Annotated in this window: 15 protein-coding genes; 5 read left to right on the top strand and 10 right to left on the bottom strand. The window is 60.0% G+C overall.

Going from position 1 to position 17,747, the window contains the following annotated elements:
• Positions 1-117: 117 nt before the first annotated feature.
• From CLV41_RS13590 to CLV41_RS13580, 3 genes are read right to left on the bottom strand one after another with little or no spacing between them, the layout of a single operon-like run.
• Entirely contained in the window at positions 118-618 is a 501-nt protein-coding gene (locus CLV41_RS13590; protein ID WP_208987498.1) for a DUF2937 family protein, read from the bottom strand.
• A 38-nt stretch (positions 619-656) separates the two neighbouring features.
• A complete protein-coding gene (locus tag CLV41_RS13585; protein WP_103222948.1) occupies positions 657-1,634 on the bottom strand; it encodes a WD40 repeat domain-containing protein in 978 nt (325 codons plus the stop codon).
• 14 nt (positions 1,635-1,648) lie between these two features.
• Positions 1,649-2,731, bottom strand: a complete 1,083-nt coding sequence (locus tag CLV41_RS13580) for a CobW family GTP-binding protein (RefSeq protein ID WP_103223101.1) — start codon at positions 2,729-2,731, stop codon at positions 1,649-1,651.
• A gap of 231 nt (positions 2,732-2,962) precedes the next feature.
• Between CLV41_RS13580 and CLV41_RS13575 the strand changes: the two genes are divergently transcribed.
• From CLV41_RS13575 to CLV41_RS13560, 4 genes are all read left to right on the top strand, one after another.
• Positions 2,963-4,141 (top strand): pyridoxal phosphate-dependent aminotransferase, encoded by a 1,179-nt coding sequence (locus CLV41_RS13575; protein ID WP_103222947.1) that lies wholly within the window; start codon positions 2,963-2,965, stop codon positions 4,139-4,141.
• Between the two features lie 151 nt (positions 4,142-4,292).
• Positions 4,293-6,461, top strand: a complete 2,169-nt coding sequence (locus CLV41_RS13570; protein ID WP_103222946.1) for a diguanylate cyclase — start codon at positions 4,293-4,295, stop codon at positions 6,459-6,461.
• A gap of 246 nt (positions 6,462-6,707) precedes the next feature.
• Entirely contained in the window at positions 6,708-7,121 is a 414-nt protein-coding gene (locus CLV41_RS13565; protein ID WP_103222945.1) for a universal stress protein, read from the top strand.
• A 31-nt stretch (positions 7,122-7,152) separates the two neighbouring features.
• The gene (locus CLV41_RS13560; protein WP_103222944.1) at positions 7,153-8,790 is read left to right on the top strand and encodes a BCCT family transporter; all 1,638 of its coding nucleotides are present in this window, start codon (positions 7,153-7,155) and stop codon (positions 8,788-8,790) included.
• A 98-nt stretch (positions 8,791-8,888) separates the two neighbouring features.
• Here CLV41_RS13560 and CLV41_RS13555 read toward each other — a convergent pair whose 3' ends face one another.
• The 4 genes from CLV41_RS13555 to CLV41_RS13540 form a co-directional block, all read right to left on the bottom strand.
• Entirely contained in the window at positions 8,889-9,980 is a 1,092-nt protein-coding gene (locus CLV41_RS13555; RefSeq protein ID WP_103222943.1) for a LacI family DNA-binding transcriptional regulator, read from the bottom strand.
• Between the two features lie 191 nt (positions 9,981-10,171).
• Positions 10,172-10,699 carry an OmpA family protein gene (locus CLV41_RS13550; protein ID WP_208987497.1) on the bottom strand — a complete coding sequence of 176 codons (528 nt, stop codon included), beginning with the start codon at positions 10,697-10,699 and terminating at the stop codon, positions 10,172-10,174.
• A gap of 47 nt (positions 10,700-10,746) precedes the next feature.
• Positions 10,747-11,391, bottom strand: coding sequence for a L,D-transpeptidase (locus CLV41_RS13545; RefSeq protein WP_103222942.1), 645 nt, complete (start codon positions 11,389-11,391; stop codon positions 10,747-10,749).
• 176 nt (positions 11,392-11,567) lie between these two features.
• Entirely contained in the window at positions 11,568-12,473 is a 906-nt protein-coding gene (locus CLV41_RS13540) for a DMT family transporter (protein ID WP_103222941.1), read from the bottom strand.
• A 132-nt stretch (positions 12,474-12,605) separates the two neighbouring features.
• Between CLV41_RS13540 and CLV41_RS13535 the strand changes: the two genes are divergently transcribed.
• Positions 12,606-13,061, top strand: coding sequence for a methylated-DNA--[protein]-cysteine S-methyltransferase (locus CLV41_RS13535; protein WP_103222940.1), 456 nt, complete (start codon positions 12,606-12,608; stop codon positions 13,059-13,061).
• A gap of 60 nt (positions 13,062-13,121) precedes the next feature.
• Here the strand turns inward: CLV41_RS13535 and CLV41_RS13530 are convergent, their stop codons facing one another.
• The 3 genes from CLV41_RS13530 to CLV41_RS13515 all read right to left on the bottom strand — a co-directional run bounded on the left by CLV41_RS13530 (position 13,122) and on the right by CLV41_RS13515 (position 17,707).
• On the bottom strand, positions 13,122-15,707 hold the full coding sequence (locus CLV41_RS13530) for an HWE histidine kinase domain-containing protein (protein WP_103222939.1): 2,586 nt from the start codon (positions 15,705-15,707) through the stop codon (positions 13,122-13,124).
• Between the two features lie 13 nt (positions 15,708-15,720).
• Entirely contained in the window at positions 15,721-16,062 is a 342-nt protein-coding gene (locus CLV41_RS13525; RefSeq protein ID WP_208987496.1) for a heme oxygenase-like domain-containing protein, read from the bottom strand.
• A 1,123-nt stretch (positions 16,063-17,185) separates the two neighbouring features.
• Positions 17,186-17,707, bottom strand: a complete 522-nt coding sequence (locus CLV41_RS13515) for a MarR family winged helix-turn-helix transcriptional regulator (RefSeq protein ID WP_103222937.1) — start codon at positions 17,705-17,707, stop codon at positions 17,186-17,188.
• Between the last annotated feature and the right edge of the window lie 40 nt (positions 17,708-17,747).

The raw sequence follows: 17,747 nt of genomic DNA, 5'->3' as shown, positions 1-17,747 counted from the left end.
TGCCCGAGGCACTTCTGAAAGAAACTGCTTAGCGTATTTACCGCCCGGCGGTCAAAAGAGTTATCCGGATGAAAGAGAGCCTTTCCGCAAGCCCGTATGACCGGACCTCAGGGCGATCTACGCGCCCTTTGGTCTGCGCCGGCGACCCAGCCGCGCAAGACCGGCCAGAAGGCGCATGAACAGGAATCCCGCGAACGCTCCTGCCCCGGCGCTGGCGAAGCCGGCAATCGTGACGGGCACGGCGGGTTCATAATCCTCGGCCGTCGCCTTTGCCAACTGCGGATCGAAACCGCGTGCGAAAATCACCATCCGCTGCACGGGTCCCGCCGTCAGCAGTTCCTCCTGCTGCAGCTTCAGGCGGCTCAGCCGGATTTCGGCCTGGACCATGCTTTCGCCACGCGACCTGATGAACGGATCGCCGGAGGCTTTCTGGCGTGCAATGGCTTCAACCGGGCTCAGTCCGTGTTCGGCGGCATCCCTGCGAAAATCCGCCAGGATCTCTTCAAGCGCATCGATCGTCCCGCCAAGACGCTGGCGGTACTGCTGGGAGAATTCCGGCAGTTGAGACGTCGCCGTGCCGCTTACCAGCATGATCATCAACATCAGGACCCGTGCCATCTTCACTCCTGTTCCCGAACCGCTCGGTCCGGCTGAACTCAGTCCGCCAGACCGAGGATCCCGGCCTCTCCGGCTTCCGTTCCGAAAGCAAGCCGGACGCCGTCCGCATCCCAGCCCAGCGTGGAGACAGGCCCTTTTCCGGGACGCCGCAGCAGCACTTCCGCATTGTCCTCGAACCGGCACATGAGAACCATGCCGTCCTGATAGCCGACCGCCGCGACATCATCCTTGGGATGGCAGGCAACAGCACTGACCAGATTGTCGCCGCGCGTGCCGAGTTGCAGGGGCGTCTGCCCCATCGGGCCCGTCTTTCCGGAGAACGGCCACAGGATCGCGGCATTGGCTCCGGAGGTCGCCAGATAACGGCCCTTGACCGACCAGCTGAACGACTTGACCTTGGCCGGATAGCCGGTCATGCGCATGTCCTGACCGTCCGCCAGCCGCCACCCGTGCAGGGCATTTTCCTGCATGGCTGTGACGAGATATTTTCCGTCCGGGGAAAAGCTGGTGCCAAGATGCGCCCCCTTCCAGTTCAGTTCCACCGGCGCACCGTCCGTACCGGCCCACCACAGTGTCGCGCCGTCATACCGGGAAACGGCAAGGCGCAGGCCCTTCGGGGCGAACGCCAGTCCGCCGACCGCCCTTTCATGCACGAACTCCTTTTCGCGGCCGTCCTCAAGGCGCACCCAGGCCGTGCGTCCGCTGGCAAATGCGACCGCACCGGACGGGCCGGACGCGATCAGGTCGATCCATTTGCGCGGCCGTTCCGCGACAAGCACCGAAGACCCGTCCGTGCCGCTCCGGTAGATGCGGCCATCGTCGCCGGAGGTGATCAGCGCCGTACCGTCCCTGGCGGGTTCCGCCGCCAGCAAGCCGGCCTTGTGCGGCTGAAGCGTCCGCTCCCCTCTCTCCGACAGGATTATCCCGCCTTCTCCGGAGGCGAAATAGGCGCAATTCTTCAAGAAACCGGCGCGGACGACAAAACCGTCCACATCAACGGGTGCAACTGTCGGCAAATCTCAATTCCTTGTTACGCCACGCAGGCCTGAAAACTGGATTTCAGCACATCCCAGTTGAGATCGCGGCCGATGAAGACCAGCCGGCTCTCGCGCGGCTCGTCCGCCTTCCAGTCGCGCTGATGATCCCCCTCGACGATCATGTGCACGCCTTGAATGACATATCGCTGCGGATCGCCGCTGAAGGCCAGAATGCCTTTCATGCGCAGAATGTTCGGTCCCTGGACCTGGGTCACCTGGTTGATCCACGGGAAGAACATGTCCGGGTTCAGGTCGCCCGCCCTCAGGGAGATGCTCTTCACCGAATGCGGATCGTCTTCGTGGTGATGGTGGTGGCCATTCCCATGATCGTGATGCTTGTGGTCGTGATCCCCGTGGTCGTGATCATGATGATCATGATCGCAGTCCGGACCGCACTCGTCGGCATGATGGCCGTGTTCCAGGAAATGCGGATCGAGGGAAAGAATACGGTCGAGATCGAAGGCGCCGCGGTCCAGCACCTTGGCGATGTCGATCCCGCAGCGCTCGCTGCGGTGGAGAACCGCGTAAGGGTTGATGGCGCGGACCCGCGCCTCCACATTCGCCAGTTCTTCCGCCGAAACGAGATCCGTCTTGTTGATCAGGATGACATCGGCGAAGGCCACCTGGTCTTCGGCCTCTTCCGTGTCTTCCAGCCGCTGGAGAACATGCCTGGCATCGACTACCGCGACGACCGCGTCCAGCCGTGCCGAGGCCCGAACGTCGTCATCCATGAAAAACGTCTGGGCGACCGGCGCCGGATCGGCCACGCCCGTCGTCTCCACGATGATCGCGTCGAAAGCCCCCTTGCGCTTCATCAGGTTCTGCACGGTGCGGATCAGGTCCCCGCGGACCGTGCAGCAGATGCAGCCATTGTTCATTTCGAATATTTCTTCGTCGGACTCGACCAGAAGATCGTTGTCGATCCCCACTTCGCCGAATTCATTGACGATCACCGCATAACGCTGACCATGATTTTCGGTGAGTATCCGGTTGAGAAGAGTGGTTTTTCCGGCGCCGAGATACCCCGTCAGAACTGTAACGGGGATCTGTGTCCGGGCGTCCTGGGTCGCAGACATCATGCATTTTTCCTGGCAAGAGGATTTCCAATTCGCCCACTGAAGGCAGGCTGCTTTGCCGGGAATATAAGCATATCGCGGGCGCATTGGGAGAGCGCTCCTGCATTTTCCCGTGCCGGCTGGCAGGTGTCCGTCCCGCTGCGAACCGTTTGCCGCCATTCCTGCCTTTCCAGCGAGCGCTTCGGCGAATAACCTTTGCGCACAGAAACGGAAAATACGGGGGAGGTTCCGATGCTCCATACGATCGCCGGATTTGACCGGATTGGCGAGGAAAACGCCTTTGCGGTTCTGGCCAGGGCCAACGAGCTCGCCGGGCAGGGTCGCGAGATCATCAATCTCGGCATCGGCCAACCCGACTTCAGAACGCCGGAGCACATCGTCGAGGCCGCCATCAAGGCGCTCAGGGACGGGCATCACGGCTATACGGCGGCGACCGGCATCGCCCCCTTGCGCGAAGCCGTGGCCGCGGATCTGCTCCGGCGCCACGGCACGGAAACGGACCCCGGCAACGTCATGATCGTACCGGGCGGCAAAGTCACCATGTTCATGGCCATACTGATGTTCGGCGAGCCGGGCGCGAACATTCTCTATCCCGATCCGGGATTTCCCATTTACCGCTCGATGATCGAATTCACCGGTGCCCGCCCCATTCCGGTCCCGATCCGCGAGGAAAACGATTTCGCCTTTTCCGCCGATGAAACCCTCTCCCTGATCACGGATAAGACCCGCCTTCTCATCCTCAACTCCCCCGCCAACCCGACGGGCGGCGTCACGCCTCGAAGCGAAATAGAAAAGCTGGCCGCGGGCCTCGACCGTTATCCCGATGTGGCCGTGCTTTCCGACGAGATCTATTCGCAGATGACCTATGACGGCATGGAACATGTTTCCCTGCTGGAATTCCAGGGCTTGCGCGACCGTCTGATCCTGCTGGACGGCTGGTCCAAAACCTACGCCATGACCGGCTGGCGCATGGGATTTTCCCTCTGGCCGGATGCTCTGATCGACAAGGCCCGAAAACTCGCGGTCAACGCCTGGTCCTGTGTCAACGCACCGGCGCAATATGCCGGACTGGCCGCCCTGACCGGACCGCAGGATGCCGTTGGGGCAATGGTCGCGGAATTCGACACCCGCCGCAAGGTGGTCGTCGAGGGACTGAACGCGATCGAGGGGATTTCCTGCCGGACACCGCTCGGGGCTTTTTATGCCTATCCGAACATCAAGAATACCGGCTGGCAGGCCAAGAAGCTGGCCGCCGCCTTATTGGAAGAAGCCGGTGTCGCCGTAATTGGCGGACCGGACTTCGGTGTACTCGGCGAAGGTTACATCCGGCTTTCTTATGCCAATTCGACACAGAACATCAAAACTGCCCTTGAGAAAATCGATTCTTTCTTGAAGAAAACTACAAAATAACTATAATTACGCATTAATACCAATGATATAATGAATTTCAGGAAAGTAAAATAAATTTCAATTCCAATAAGCGGCTCCACGTATCCTCTTTATTAAAGTTTTCAACCTTAATAAAGAGGACCCGACCGGAACAAAAATCGGCAGGACGGAGATGGCTGAAAGCATTACCCTGGATCTGGAACAATCGTTCGGTGCGTTGAACGAATGTGTTCTGGTGACCAATCCGGACCGGATTATCGTATATGCGAACGAGGCCGTGGCACGGCTGCTGCGCGTCGAGCGTGGGGACCTTGTCGGCACCAGGACAAAACGGTTTTTCGCCGATCCCGCTGAATTCGAAGAGATCGGTGAACTGTATCGCTCCCCCGAGGACCCGCAGGCCCGGAAAAAAGCCTATGCGTTCGAAGTGATCCGCAGCGACGGCACGACGACATCCGTGGAAGTCGTCAACGCGCCGATATTCAATTCAACGGACATTCTTTCCGGCTTTCTGTTCGTGGTTCGCGACATAAGCGAGCGCAAGGCGCTGGAAAAGAAGCTCAGCGACGTCGCCCTGACGCTCGAAGACGCGCTCGAGGCGATTTCGGAAGGCTTCGCCATCTTTGACAGCGACGACCGCCTCATCATCTGCAACGACAATTACCGGGATATCTATACCCACTCCACCGCCGCGATCGTTCCGGGAAGCCGGTTTGAAGACATTCTGCGTTTCGGCCTGAACAGCAGCCAGTACAATACCGGCGGCCTGAGTGACGACGAATGGATCGGGCAGCGCCTGGAAAAACACCGTAAAGCCGACGGATCCGTCATCGAGCAGAACCTGGCGGATGGCCGCTGGCTGAGGATCTCGGAAACCCGCACGCGAAGCGGGGGCACAGCGGGGATCCGCGCCGACATCACCGAACTGAAGGAAGCCAGGGCCCGCGCGGAAAGCGCCTACAAGAACCTGTCCCTGATGGCTGACAACGTTTCGGCGAGCATAACCGAAATCGATCTGGAAGGGCTGTGCGTTTTCATCAACAAGACCGGCTGTGAATGGTTCGACGGTTCGCCCGAAGAGCTGATCGGCACATCCTTGCGTGACAGACTGCCCTGGAAGGAACGCGAGGTGCTGCGGCCAATATTCCGCCAGGCGCTCCTGGGTCAAAAGGTTGCCTCGGAAGTCAGTCTGAATTTCCCGGACGGCGTCCGGCGCGAATGTCACCTGGATTGCAATCCCCGCGTCAACGACCAGGGCGACGTCGAAGGGCTTGTTGTCCTGGTCAACGACATAACCGACCGCAAGAAAACCGAACAGACCCTGGCCGAACTCTATGCCATCACATCAACCCGCGAACTCTGTCACGAGGAAAAAATCGCGGAAATCCTGAGTCTCGGCTGTGAACACTTCGAGCTGCCGTTCGGCATTATCAGCGATATCGACGAAGATCGCTACACACTCACTCACACCCATGCTCCCGAGGGTGAGCTTGTTCCCGGCACGACCTTTCCCCTTGGCGATACCTATTGCGCCCTGACACTTCAGGCCAACGGTCCGATCGCGACCGCAAATGCCGCGCAGTCGGAATTCGCCCAGCACCCCTGTTACGAGTTGTTTGCCCTGGAAACCTATATCGGCGCGCCGCTGCTCATCGATGGCGTCCCTCATGGCACCATCAACTTCTCGGCCCCCGAACCCCGCAAGCGCGACTTCACCGCGGCTGAAATTCAGATCGTCCGCCAGTTCGCGGACTGGATAGGTCATGAAATCGCCCGCCAGCGCGACCACCAGGCACTGATGGACGCCAAGATCAATCTGGAGCGGGTCGCAAGCATCGACGATCTGACCCAGGTCCTCAACCGGCGTGCCTTTCTGGAACGCGCCAACACGGAAATTCAGCGCTTCCGCAGATCCAAGCAGCCCTTCACCGCCGTCATGCTGGATATCGACAATTTCAAGCAGATCAACGACCAGTTCGGTCACGCCGCGGGAGACGAGGTGCTGGCACGATTTTCCAGGTCCATCAGCAACGCCTTGCGGGCTGTGGATGTGTTCGGCCGGGTCGGTGGCGAGGAATTCTGCCTGATCCTGCATGAGACACAGGAGAACGAAGCCTTGCTGGTCTGTGAAAGACTGCGCCGCAAGATCCTTACGGACCTTCAGATGGAACAGATCGAACAGACCATCACCTGCAGCATGGGTCTCGCCGTCGCCGCCCGCGAAGATATCGAGTTCTCCACCTTGATGCAAAAGGCCGATACCGCGCTTTACCAGGCCAAGGCCTCCGGCCGCAACAAATGCGTCATCTTCGGATCCGAACCGGCTCCTACCACGGACTGATTGCCCGCAGGTGAACCCTGCGTAAGGATTGAAACCGGCCGTTACCCGCCATGCCTGGTCGGTTGAGAACCTTATTTTGTCGCTTCTTTGACCTCCCTCCCGGCATATGCCACTGTAGCGTTAGATATCCAGGGGCCGTCGGAAACCGGAATAAAAGCAAACGTATATTAAAGCGGCACCTCCGCCGGTCCAAATCGTAGGCAGGAATTCCAGATGTTCTTGCCTTGGTGAAAAAGGGAGGGACGTTTGTTCAAAAAAATACTCATTCCAATCGATCTGAGCCATGCGGATAAACTGGAAAAATCAGTATCCACGGCTGCTTACCTTGCGAAAATAGACGACATCCCGATTGTCTTTGCCGCCGTCACCTCCGCGGCGCCGGGTGCGCTCGGGCATACGCCGGACGAATTCCGGGCAAGGCTCGACTCCTTTGCCGCCACGCAGGCCGAAAAACACGGCGTCACGGCTTCGGGCCACGCCGTGTTCTCCCATGATCCCGCCGTGGATCTGGATCACGCCCTGCTGAAGGCCATTCATGAGAGCGGGGCCGATCTGGTGGTGATGCAAACGCACATTCCCCATCTTTCCGATCATTTCTGGCCCTCCAACGGTGGACGCATCGCGACACACTCGGACGTGTCCGTCTTCCTCGTCAGATAACCAGACCTTACGAAAAACAAGGAATGCGCTCATGAGCGACAACGATTCCAACCAGGGCATCCCCGACCCGGAGGGCGCCGCCGGCATCATCGACACCGACTACCAAATCGGCCAGGACAATATCGAAACCAGCGTCGGCCCGTTCAATCTTGACCTTCACAACCCGGTTTTTCTCATTTCGGGCCTGTCGATCGTTGCCTTTGTCTTTCTGACCCTTGCCTTCCAGACGGAGGTCGGACCGCTCTTCGACGCCTTGCGCAAATGGCTGACCTCCGGTCTCGACTGGTTCTTCATTCTCTCGGCCAATGTCTTCGTTCTGGTCTGCCTGGTGCTCATCGTGACGCCGTTCGGAAAGGTCCGTATCGGCGGCAGGGACGCGGATCCGGACTATTCCTACTTCGGCTGGTTCTCCATGCTTTTCGCCGCCGGAATGGGCATCGGCCTGATGTTCTTCGGAGTACTCGAGCCTGTCTATCACATGGCGTTCTCCGAACCGCTCGGCGTCGCCTCGCCTTTCGACGCGGATGGAGACATCATTCCGGAAAATGTGGCTGCCGCGAAGGCAATGGGCATGGCCGCCACCATCTTCCACTGGGGTCTTCACCCCTGGGCAATCTACGCGGTCGTCGCGCTGGCACTTGCCCTGTTTTCCTTCAACAAGGGACTGCCGCTCACCATGCGGTCGGTTTTCTATCCGATCTTCGGGGAACACACATGGGGCTGGCCGGGCCACATCATCGATATCCTGGCCGTGTTCGCGACCCTGTTCGGCCTCGCCACATCCCTCGGTTTCGGTGCTCAGCAGGCCAATGCGGGCCTGGAATTCGTCTTCGGAATCCCGGTCAGCATCACGGCCCAGGTCTTCCTGATCATCGGCATCACCGCGATTGCGCTGATCTCCGTCCTGCGCGGCCTCGACGGTGGCGTCAAGGTGCTCTCCGAGATCAACATGCTGATCGCGGCCCTGCTGCTGGTTTTCGTGATCATCGCCGGCCCGACCGGGACGCTCGTTTCCAGCTTCTTCTCCAACCTTGGCTCCTATGCGCGCGAAGTCGTGCCGCTCTCCATGCCGTTCGGACGGGAGGACGACGGTTTCCGTCAGGGATGGACCTCATTCTACTGGGCCTGGTGGATCTCCTGGTCGCCTTTCGTCGGCATGTTTATCGCCCGTGTCAGCCGCGGCCGGACGGTGCGCGAATTCGTGATCTGCGTCCTGATCATTCCGACCTTCGTGTCCGTGCTCTGGATGACGGCGTTCGGCGGCACGGCGATCGAGCAGGTCCTGACGAACACCGGCAGCCAGGTGCACGAGTACGTCATTGCCAGCTACAATCCCGAACTGTCCCTGTTCGGCATGCTGGCCGACTTGCCGATGGCACCGATCACGTCGTTCGTGGCCATCATCCTGGTGATCGTCTTCTTCGTCACCTCGTCGGATTCCGGCTCGCTGGTCATCGACACGATCACGGCTGGCGGCAAGGTCGATGCGCCGCTATCGCAGCGCGTTTTCTGGTGCACCTTCGAGGGGCTGGTCGCGATCGCGCTGCTGATCGGCGGCGGGCTCGGTGCCCTGCAGGCGATGGCGGTTTCGACCGGGTTTCCGTTCACCATCGTCCTCCTGCTGGCCTGCTACGCCATCTTCAAGGGACTTTGGGACGAGCCACGCTAAAGCGTGTCTCGTTTAAGCGCAGGATGACAAACTCCGGGAAAAGAAAAACGGGCGGCCCTGCCGCCCGTTGTGCGTGATACCCGCGCGTTAACGGGAACCTATTCGGCCAGTCTCGGCGCGAGACGCACGCCCGGTGGCGGTGAGCTTTCACGGACCTTTAATTCGGGCTCGATAACGATCGGCGTGTTCGGAACCCGCTCCCCGGCAATCTGGCGCAACAGGGTCAGGGCGGCCAGTCGCCCGATCTTGTCCGGCTGATTGCGAATCGTCGTCAGCGCCGGTGTACGGGCATCGGCGCCGTCAATATCGTCATACCCCGTAATCGCAATGTCCGGCCCCGGCTCGATGCCCGCCCTGCGCAAGGTCGTCATCATGCCGAGCGCCACCAGATCGTTGAAGCCGACAATCGCCGTCGGGCGGACCTTGGCCTCAAGAATTTCCGGGACTGCGGCGCGGCCATCGGCCTGCGTCATCAGTTCGGGCAGATCGATCTGGCTGTCGGGATCGATACCGGCCTCGCTCAGGGCTTTTCGCCAGCCGGCATTCCTGAGCTGCCCCGTGGAGCTCTCCCGTCGCCCGCCGACCATGGCGATGTTGGTGTGGCCCTGCTCGATCAGGTGCCTGGTGATCATGCAGGTCCCGGCGAGATCGTCTCCGCGCACACATGGCGCCCAGACACCCGGCACCTCCCGCGCCACCAGCGTCACCGGAACACCCTGGTCGACGAGGCGGTTGATCTCTTCGGCGGACGTGCCCACCGAAGGGCACAGGATCAGGCCGTCCGCCCTGTGCTGCAGGAGCGTGTTGACGAAAGCCCGCTGGCGTTTCACGTCGTCGCGGTGATTGCAGATGAAAATCATCTGTCCCTGCTCTTCCAGAACATCCTCGAGCGCGGAAAACACCTCGGCAAAATAGGGATTGAGAATGTCGTGGACCGCCACGCCGACGATCTGGCTGCGGGCAGTGCGCAAGGACGCCGCCGACCGGTTATAGATATAGCCGATCTCCTCCGCGGTCTGCTTGACCTTCACGCGCGTTTCCTCCGCGACAAGAGGACTGTCGCGCAAGGCAAGGGAAACGGTGGCGGTCGAAATTCCGAGTTGGTCGGCGATATGTCCGAGCGTGAGCCGCTTACCGGGTTTCTGCGGCAAACCCGGTGGGGGGGACTTTAATCCGTTGTCTTCAGACATTCACTGTTTTCTCAAAGCCGCGGAATATTCGCAAGAGACGGTTATAGCCGTCATACGCGGGGGTAAACGCATATTTTCGTCTAAGCAGGTTCATCCTGCGATCACGGGAACGCCGGCAAGCTGCTCCAGCCCATGAAATCGATCGACTTTACCGCGCTCGCAGAATGCGTATGGAAGCGCCCGAACGGGCGTCACTGCGGCGCGGACTCGTCGAATTCCTCTCTCAGGTTAACGACCACCCGCCGGTTTTGCGACTTGCAGGCCAGCGCATCGCAGTCGGTGACCGGACGCTCCACACCATAGCCCTTGACCCACATCCGCTTGGGACTGACGCCAAGCTTGACGAGTTCGGCCATGACCGCGTTCGCCCTTTGCGCCGAGAGGGTCTTCTGGGCGGCCTCGCTTCCCGAATCGTCGGCATGACCCTGAATCTTGACCAGCCACTTCTTGTTTTTCTTCAGCCATTTCGACTGTTTTTCGATCGTGATCCGGGCTTCATCGGTGACAGTTACGGATCCTTCCGGGAAGTAGATCCGCCGTCCGACGTTTATGATGAATTCTTCCTCGGAACCGGGAGAAATATCGACAAATCCGGCTGCCGGAGCATTGGTCACATCCGGCGAAACAAATCCCCCGGCGCTGTTGCAGGCAGCCAGCCCGATCCCGCAAAGAAGGGCGGCGAGTACGCCCCGGCCGATAAGGCCAATCCGATTTCCCAAGGAAGCCCCCAATTCAGTCAGTCAAATGTTATTTAATGATGCCGGTCTCAACCGGCACCCGCGCCGAGATGTTCGAGCACAAGGACCGCGGTCCCCTTCGGGCAGCGCTGGTATAGATCGATGACATCTTCCGGGAGCATTCGCACGCAGCCGCTGGAAACATCATGGCCGATACTCCAGGGCTCAAGCGTTCCATGCAGCCGGTAACCGAGATCGCCTCCATCCCGGTAAAGATACAGCGCCCGCGGCCCCAACGGATTGTTCGGCGCCCCTCCTTCGACCAGGCGCGGCAGATCCGGCTGGCGTTTCAGCATTTCCGGAGGCGGCACCCAACGCGGCCAGAGCGCCTTCCTGTCGATGCGCGCACGGCCATACCATTTGAAGCCCTCACGGCCGACACCGACGCCGTAGCGCAACGCGGTGTTGTTCTCCCAGACCCAGTAGAGGAAATGATTGGAGGTATCGACGACGACCGTACCCGGCGGTTCCGGGCTGAAATATTTGACCATCTGGCGCCGCCAGACAGGATCGATGCGATTGAGATTGGTTCGCCGGTACTGAAATCCGGCGTCTTCCTGATAGCCATTGAAATAGGCATTCGCGGCGGCATTGGCCTGCGCGATCTGCGGCATGAAAAGAGTGCCGGCGGTAGCTGCAGCTCCTCCCAGCAACATACGGCGGTTGAGTTCCATCCCATTCCTCCTGAAAACAGGCTGGTGATAATATTTTATCGGCGTTTCAGCGCGATGGGCCAATAAGACTGGAAGTCACCGGGTACGTCAACCTTTGGACATCGGATCGCCGGATTCCGGTCTTTTTTCGATCGAACACCTGACCTGATTTCAACTGAGCCCACGTGTAAAGCGCTTTAGATACCCTTTACCCGTTCGCGGGAAAGGATATAGAGGCCGGATCCCACCACGATGGCGGATCCCAGGAGCGTGCTAAGGGTCGGGACATCGGCGAAGATCAGATAGCCCAGCGCGATCATCCAGACGATCTGGCTATAGATGAAGGGCGCCAGGACCGGGGCCGGGTCGATCCGGTGCGCCATGATGAACACGAAATGCCCGCCGGCGCCGAGCGCTCCGGTGGCCAGCAGCAGACACCAGGTCCAGATGTCCTTCGGCGTTTCCCAGACCGACAGTCCCACCGGGGTCATGGCGACGGCCGCGACAAGGCCGGAAATGATCAGCATGCCCGCCGAGCTGTCCGTGGCGGTCAGTTGCCGGGTCAAAAGCGCGTAAAGCGCGTAGGTGAACATGGCGGCGACCGAGTAGATCGCGGCCCAGTGCATGCCTCCCACGCCGGGCTGTGTGACCACCAGCACACCGATGAACCCGACGACAATCGCGCACCAGCGCCGGATGCCGGCCCATTCCCCCAGCAGCGGCCCGGCGAGAGCCGTGATCACGAAAGGCGCGGCGAACAGGATCGACATGGTTTCGGCGAGTTGCAGATATCGCACAGCAAGGAAATTCAGGATCGTCGTGGAGAGCAGGCAGACCGCGCGCACGAGTTGCAGGACAGGGCGTCCCGTCTTCAGAAGCGAGGGCGTCTTCCAAACGCGGAACAGAACAATCGCGATAACGGCATGGCTGAGAAACCGCATCCAGACGATCTGCAGGGTCGGCAGGCTCGCAGAAAGATATTTCGCGGTGGCATCGAGTACGGCAAAACACAGGCAGGCCAGCACGATGAGGCCTATCCCGGCAAACCGCACCACCGGCGCCGGAGCACCGCCCGCGATAGATTTCTGACTGTCCTGCGCCATTGGCGTCGGGCCCTTTCCCTGACATCATCAAGGGATGAAAGAATACGGATTAGGGGATATCCGGCCGGAAATCCCCGGTTGAGAAAAGACCATCCAGCCCCTACCTAATTCGCAAACCAAGCGGGGACGGAAATGCCTGTTGCAGAAATTGAAACATGGCTGGGGCGCCTGACGATCCATGAAACTGACGGCGCGATCACCCAGATACAATGGAATGGGCCTCCGGGCCAAGAAGAAACACCTTTGCTGAAGGAGGCTGGCCGGCAGCTGCAGGCCTATCTCGACGGCAGACTGAAGGATTTCGACCTGCCGCTTGCCCCAAAGGGCGGCGAGCTGCATCAGGCTGTTTTCAAGGCAATGCTGGCTATCCCCTATGGACAGACACGAACCTATGGCGATCTGGCCGCAGAGCTCAATACCTATGGCCAGCCGATCGGCCAGGCCTGCGGCGCCAATCCCATCCCCATCGTCATCCCCTGCCACCGCATCCTTTCGGCAAACGGACTGGGCGGCTATTCCGGCTCGGGAGGCACCGACACCAAAATCGCCCTGCTGAAGCTGGAGGGCGGATTTCCGTTTCTGCTTTGAACAAGTCTCCCGCTACATCGGGTAATGTCATGCCGGACCGGGCCTGAGCTATGCCGGGCGTTAGACCTGCGCGGCAAGGACCCGGGACAATGCGTCCGTGAGAGTGCTGAGGGAAAACGGCTTTTGCAGCAGGATACAGGGCGGGTAGGCCTCCACCAGTTCCGGCGCCTCACCATAGCCCGTGGCAAGCAGGAAGGGCACACCCCGGGCGTGAAGCTTTTCGGCCACCGGCACGGACTGTTCCTCTCCAAGGTTCACGTCCAGCAGGGCGAATGCCGGTGTGTTGGTCTCAAGCCAGGCAAGCGCTGCTTCCACCGAGGCGACGAGCTTCACATCCGAAGCCCCCAGGTCCTCCAGCATTCCGGCCGCATCCATCGCAATGATGAGGGTATCCTCCAGCACCAGGCCCTGGCCCGTAAGGCGGAATTCCCGCGAATCCGTCGAGGATGCGGGCGAGGTCTGGTCTTTGCCGGCTTGGTCATCCGCGAAAACAATCTGTGAGATCACCTTTGCCGGCAGACGGAATTTTGCCTCGACCCCGGTAACCTTGTACGAGATCTCGGCATCTCCCTTCAACTCATGCGGGATGGAGGTCTCGATGATCGTGGACCCGAAACCGCGCCGTTTGGGCGGCATCACCGGCGGGCCGCCGCGTTCGGTCCAGCAGATCAGCAGACCGCCGCTGCGTTCCGCGGTGAGTTTCACCGACACACGCCCCGCCCCGTCGCACAGGGCGCCGTATTTGATCGAGTTCGTCACCATCTCATGCAATACAAGCGCCAGCGTGGTGTAGGCATTGGGGGTGATCATCGCATCCGGCCCTTCCAGCGTCATCCGCTCGGATTTGCTGTCCGCATAGGCCGCGAACTCGAAGGTAATGAGGGCGTGCAGCGAAGCCGGCTCCCACTGATCCAGGGTCAGCTGATCGTGGGCGCGGGCGAGGGAATGAATGCGTCCGTCCAGATTGGCGGTGAATTCCTCAAGTGTTCTGGCGGAAGAACGCGATTGCGCCACAAGACCGCGCATCAGATTGAGGATGTTGCGCACACGGTGGTTCAGTTCGGAAATCAGCAGTTGCTGTTGTTCATGCGCCCGTTTTCTTTCCAGATTGGCTGCATCCGTCACTTTCAGGAAAACTTCCAGAAGGATCACGCGCAGCAGGTCCGCCGCATGGACCTCCTGTGGCGCCCAGGGCGCGCTGCGTCTCCATACGGTTTCGCGCCAGACCTCGAAACTCTTGCGCGGCGTGAGGCGGGCGCCGTTCGGACCGACGGTCACCGGCTTGGAGGGATCGCCCGCCCAGCTAACCGTTTCCTCCACCTGACGGCGTGTCAGGACAAGATAATCGCGCGGCCGTTTGGAAATCGGTATGGCCATCAGCCCGGCAACCCGGTCCGCGTAATCCCCCGCCGGCTCATGGAGCTTGCTCAGGCAATCCGTTGAGAAGACCGAAGCCCCGATGGAGCGATCCAGAAACCGTGCGATGGAGAGGAATTCTTCTTCCGTTGGAACCGAACCTGTGGCGTGGAAATTCTCGTCCTCGAACAGGACAAGCCCGTCATGCGGGATAACGGATTTGATTTCGTCCGAAGCGGCCAGAAGGCTGTCGGCCAATGCGCGCCCGTCGGCCATGTGTCCCATGAGCAGGGCGTGGAGCCGGCTGGTGTCCTGTTCGACCGTTTTGCGCTGACCGTCCTCGAACCGGCCCAGCTCGTAAGAGAACATGTGGGCAAACATTTCCACTGCGGTGCGCCGCTCGTAGTCGATATATCGCGGGCTGTTGTGGTGACAGGCGAACAGCCCCCACAACTCCCCGTCCTTCATGATCGATACGGACATGGAGGCTTCGACCCCCATGTTGCGGAGATACTCTATATGGATAGGCGAGACCGACCGCGTTACGGCCAGCGAGAGGTCGAGCGGCGTCCCGTCGAGACCGCGACCGGGGGTGATCCGGCTGCCGGCGTCGTTCACATCCGCGATCAGCCGCAGGAGGGAGCGTTTGTAAAGCGTGCGCGCCTGCACAGGGATATCCGACGCGGGAAACATCATCCCGTCGTATTTCACCTGGCCGTCGAGCCGCTGTTCCGCGATCACCTTGCCGGAGTGATCGGGCTGGAACTGGTAGACCATGACGCTGTCGAAACCGGTCAGTTCCTGCAGACCGCGCGCGGCGTCGCGGGCGAGCAGATGCAGATCCCGATTCCGCCGCAAGGCGGCGATCTGCGGGTAGACTTCCGAGAGGACATCGCGCCCGCGCGTGCTGAGCTTCGGCTCGAATTCGACGATCAGATGAGAGCCGGACTGATGCACGGAGACGTCGAACGTCTTTCCGCTTTCGCGCATCACGACCCCAAAAAGCCTGGCCGCCCCTTGAGGGTTCTCGACAGCACGCAGATTGTCGCGGATCCGGGTAAAGCCCTCGGCAACGATGATTTCGTTCAACGGGCGTCCGAGAGCGTCCTCGTGCTGAACCCCGAGAATTTCATGAAGGTTCATGGACGCGTGCTGGATAATCCAGTCGGAAGAAACGGCGATCAACGCACCGTAGGACTGGACACGCCCGAGCTGGTGGATGGGTTCACGGTCGCAGTTGGTCAAATCGACGCGATGCTCTGCATCCTGATCCGAATGATCGATAGTCAAGTCCGCTTCCTTGTCATGTTTTCTGTGCGGTGGCTGCCTGGCCGAACAACGCAAAGCCGGTTTTGACGTCTTCTAGAATCTGGTCGGCACGGGCGGATCCCGGAGGAATTGCATCAAGCGCAGTACAATGGGCACTCCAAAGCTGCGGCAAGGCGGGTGCCCGGAAATAAGCAGGAATTTTATCGGAAGGATACCCTGAAAACAAACGGAGGCGCAGCACCTCCGTGCCAAGGCGCGAACCGAGAACCAGATAGTCGACCGCCAGAGGTTCGAGAGGTCCTGCCGGAGCGACTTCAGCGGCAGTCTTTCCCGATGACAAAAGATCCAGATCGAGCCTCCTGATCAGATCGGTCACCACCGCACCCGACAGCACGCATGAGTCGCGGGCGCGGCTTGCGAAAATCGCGGCAAGACCCGAGCGCTGAGCGCCAAGAAACCACGTCAGTCGGCTGACAGGGTCGTCAGTGAAGGGTGCGAACGTAGCTTCCGTAGCGTCGTGCTCACTCCGTGTTCCCAGATACAAACAGCGCCGAAACGCCACCTCCCGACCGGCGGCAGCCGATGTCATCACTGTTTACCCCGCGCCATAACCATCTACTTGTCGGCACCTCCTTGAGAGACGCGCTACGCGGAGAAAGGTTCCCGCAGGCGCAAATTTTTTTATGCGCCACAGCATCCCTCAATCGGGAGAACATGGAAAACATAATCGGGATTCGAGAATTTGAAAACCTTTTACCTTTTAAATGTTTCCGGAGGAAAGCGGGCTGATCAGGCGCTTGGGTCCTAGGGTCTGTGGACAATAAGGATTTGGTCGAGGTTTGGATGCAAAACGCCCAGTTCAAGAAGCAAGGTCGCAGGAAGGGTGTTCCCTTTCAAGACATTGCGACGCTGAAATGGGCGTTTTGCGCCAAATCTCTTCGAGACGCGGCGGATTTCGGTCCCGACTGCGTCGGATAGCCCTTGTGGTGGGCGGCACCACTGCGGACTTTCCTCCTGTTCGGACACCGAAATCCGGCTCGCGCCGCGACCCAAACCTAATTGTCCACAGACCCTAGAAAACGACATATCCCGCGACTGTCACGATCACGGCAAGAACACTCCAGATCAGAAAATTGTCAAAGTGCGAACGACGCACTTTGACGTCACGCCACACAGGAGCCGTCGCTGCGGGTTTGCGTCCGAAATAGGGTTGGTCCCGGTGCGACCGGCTGACGGAAGCCCGTCTTAAAGAGGCCTCGGAAACATGCCGGAAGCGGCGGCGCAGATCCGCCGCACGCCGGGCACCCCGTTCTTCGTTGATCGTTCGGAACATCCTATTCCCACTCTTACAGCTCTGTCCTTGTTGCCGCGAAACAGGTGGTTCGACTGAGCGGGAATTGCAAATGAGCGTTTTGTAATGTTCCTGGTCGAGACGGGGTTGGGGGGACAGTCTTGCCGCTTTTACAAACCCCGCGCCGGAAGCGGAACAGTGAAAGGACTTACGCGGCCGTGAGCTCTTTTTCCTTGCCCTTGCCGTCTTCCGCTTCGTCGTCCGTGTCGAAATCGGATTCATGCTCCGGGTCGTCGTCAACGGCAACCGACAGGTTCTTTTCCACCTGGCGCAGAAGCTTGCGCAGCTTCTTGCGGTCCTTGTCGTCGAGACCGGACATGGCCTCGCGTTCCAGCCGCTTCCAGGCCTTGTCCACGGACACGACCAGTTCCCGTCCGGAATCCGTCAGAAAAACCCTTGCGAGACGGCCGTCCGTGTCGGAGACCTGACGGCGGACGAAACCCTGAGCGGAAAGTCGGGTGACCATCTTGGTCACGGTGGGCGGCTGAACACCGAGCGCCAGGGCAAGCTGGCTCATTGTGCGCCCGTCGCCGTCGGCCAGCACCTTCAGCACGAGTTCCTGTCCCGGATGCAGGCCGATCCGCATCAGGTGTGCACCGGACCGGGCCCGCTGCGCTTTCGCGGCCTGAACCAGACGAAACGTTATGCTTTTCTTGTAGTTGAAAGCCATCGAGCCACACCTGTTTTCAATTCGAATCGAATAATGCCAC

Source organism: Roseibium marinum (genome assembly GCF_002906165.1).
Taxonomy (GTDB): domain Bacteria; phylum Pseudomonadota; class Alphaproteobacteria; order Rhizobiales; family Stappiaceae; genus Roseibium; species Roseibium marinum.
Note: the sequence above shows the minus strand (reverse complement) of the source record. Positions and strands in the feature narration are given on the sequence as shown.